Consider the following 2935-nt stretch of genomic DNA (forward strand, 5'->3'; position numbering starts at 1 on the left):
CGGTGAGACGATCACCATCGCCGCCGGTTCGAAAGAAGCGTCGATCACCATCGATGCCCCAAGCGACGACGTCTACGTCGATGCCGAAAACCTGAGCGTAACCGTCACCGGCACCACCGGTGGCGACTTCGAGAAACTCGACGTCAGCAGCACTGCGGCTGTGACCAAGGTCACCGACACCATCGACACCACCACCGTGACCCTGACCGCCACGCAAAGTGTGGTCGAGGGCGGCGTGGTGACTTACACCGCGTCGGTCAACCACAAGGTCACCGGTTCTGATCTGGTAGTGAAACTGGCCAACGGCCAGACCATCACCATCCCGGTGGGTGAGTCGTCTGCTTCGGTACCGTTCACTGCACCGAACAACGTGCACAACACCAACCTGGATCTGACCAACAAGATCACCGACATCTCGGGCGGCAATTACGAGAAGACCGTGGCGGTTGGCGAGCCAGTGACGACTGTCACCGATAATCCGGCGACTCCGGACGTCACCACGCTCACCCTGACCGCTACAGATACCGTGGCCGAAGGCGGCAAGATCACCTACACCGCCACCTTGACCAACAAGGCCGGTACCGACCTGGTGATCAAGCTGAGCAACGGCGAGACAATCACCATCGCCGCGGGCTCGAAGGAAGCCTCGATCACCATTGATGCCCCAAGCGACGACGTGTACGTCGATGCCGAAGACCTCAGCGTGACCGTTACCGGCACCACCGGTGGCGACTTCGAGAAACTCGACGTCAGCAGTACTGCGGCCGTGACCAAGGTCACCGACACCATCGACACCACCACCGTCACCCTGACGGCGACTTCGACTGTCGCTGAAGGCGGCGTGGTGACCTACACCGCATCGGTCAACCACAAAGTCACCGGTTCCGATCTGGTGGTGAAGTTGGCCAACGGCCAGACCATCACCATTCCAGTGGGCGAGTCGTCGGCATCGGTGCCGTTCACTGCACCAGACAACGTCCACAGCACCAACCCGGATCTCACCAACAAGATCACCGATATCTCGGGCGGCAACTACGAGAAGACCGTGGCCACCGGCGAGCCGGTGACAACCGTGACCGATGGTCCAGGTACCAAGGACGTTACTCACCTGACCCTGAGCGCGACGCCGACAGTTGCCGAGGGTGGCAAGATCACCTACACCGCTACCTTGACCAACAAGGCCGGTACCGATCTGGTCATCAAACTGAGCAATGGCGAGACCATCACCATTGCGGCTGGCTCGAAGGAAGCTTCGATCACCATCGATGCGCCAAGCGATGACGTGTATGTCGATGCTGAAGTCCTTCAGGTAAAAATGACCGAAACTTCGGGTGGTGACTTCGAGAAGCTGAATGTAAACAGCGGCGCAGCGGTGACCAAGGTCACTGACACCATTGACACGACTACCGTGACGCTGACGGCGGCTTCGACCGTCGCTGAAGGTGGTGTGGTCACTTACACCGCGTCGGTCAACCACAAGGTCACCGGATCGGACCTGGTGGTGAAGTTGGCCAACGGCCAGACCATCACCATCCCGGTGGGCGAGTCGTCGGCTTCGGTACCGTTCACTGCACCGAACAACGTCCACAACACCAACCTGGACCTGACCAACAAGATCACCAATATCTCGGGCGGCAACTACGAGAAGACCGTGGCGGTTGGCGAGCCAGTGACGACTGTCATCGATAATCCGGCGACTCCGGACATCACCACGCTTACCCTGACCGCGACGGACACCGTGGCTGAAGGCGGCAAGATCACCTACACCGCCACCCTGACCAACAAGGCCGGTACCGACCTGGTGATCAAGCTGAGCAACGGTGAGACGATCACCATCGCCGCCGGTTCGAAAGAAGCGTCGATCACCATCGATGCCCCAAGCGACGACGTCTACGTCGATGCCGAAAACCTGAGCGTGACCGTTACCGGCACCACCGGTGGTGACTTCGAGAAGCTGGACGTCAGCAGCACTGCGGCTGTGACCAAGGTCACTGACACCATCGACACCACTACCGTCACCCTGACCGCCACGCAAAGCGTGGTCGAGGGCGGCGTAGTGACCTACACCGCGTCGGTTAACCACAAGGTCACCGGTTCCGATCTGGTAGTGAAACTGGCCAACGGCCAGACCATTACCATTCCGGTGGGCGAGTCGTCGGCTTCGGTACCGTTCACCGCGCCGAACAACGTCCATAACACCAACCTGGACCTGACCAACAAGATCACCGACATCTCGGGCGGCAATTACGAGAAGACCGTGGCCGTTGGTGAACCGGTGACCACCGTCACCGATAATCCTGCGACTCCGGACATCACCACGCTCACCCTGTCTGCGACGGATACCGTGGCCGAAGGCGGCAAGATCACCTATACCGCCACCCTGACCAACAAGGCCGGCACTGACCTGGTGATCAAGCTGAGCAACGGTGAAAGCATCACCATCGCTGCGGGCTCGAAAGAAGCCTCGATCACCATCGATGCGCCGAGCGACGATGTGTATGTCGATGCCGAAGACCTGAGCGTGACCGTCACCGGAACCACCGGTGGCGACTTCGAGAAACTCGACGTCAGCAGCACCGCGGCTGTGACCAAGGTCACTGACACCATCGACACCACTACCGTCACCCTGACCGCCACGCAAAGCGTGGTCGAGGGCGGCGTAGTGACCTACACCGCGTCGGTTAACCACAAGGTCACCGGTTCCGATCTGGTAGTGAAACTGGCCAACGGCCAGACCATTACCATTCCGGTGGGCGAGTCGTCGGCTTCGGTACCGTTCACCGCGCCGAACAACGTCCATAACACCAACCTGGACCTGACCAACAAGATCACCGACATCTCGGGCGGCAATTACGAGAAGACCGTGGCCGTTGGTGAACCGGTGACCACCGTCACCGATAATCCTGCGACTCCGGACATCACCACGCTCACCCTG

General features: G+C 60.0%; 1 protein-coding gene. It reads left to right on the top strand.

What is annotated here, in order from left to right; all coding sequences use genetic code 11:
* Window positions 1-2935 (top strand): immunoglobulin-like domain-containing protein (locus CAG22_RS28615; RefSeq protein WP_371916868.1); only part of this gene is annotated, 2935 nt, incomplete at both ends.

This window comes from Pseudomonas sp. B8(2017) (genome assembly GCF_002113575.1).
GTDB lineage: Bacteria > Pseudomonadota > Gammaproteobacteria > Pseudomonadales > Pseudomonadaceae > Aquipseudomonas > Aquipseudomonas putida_Z.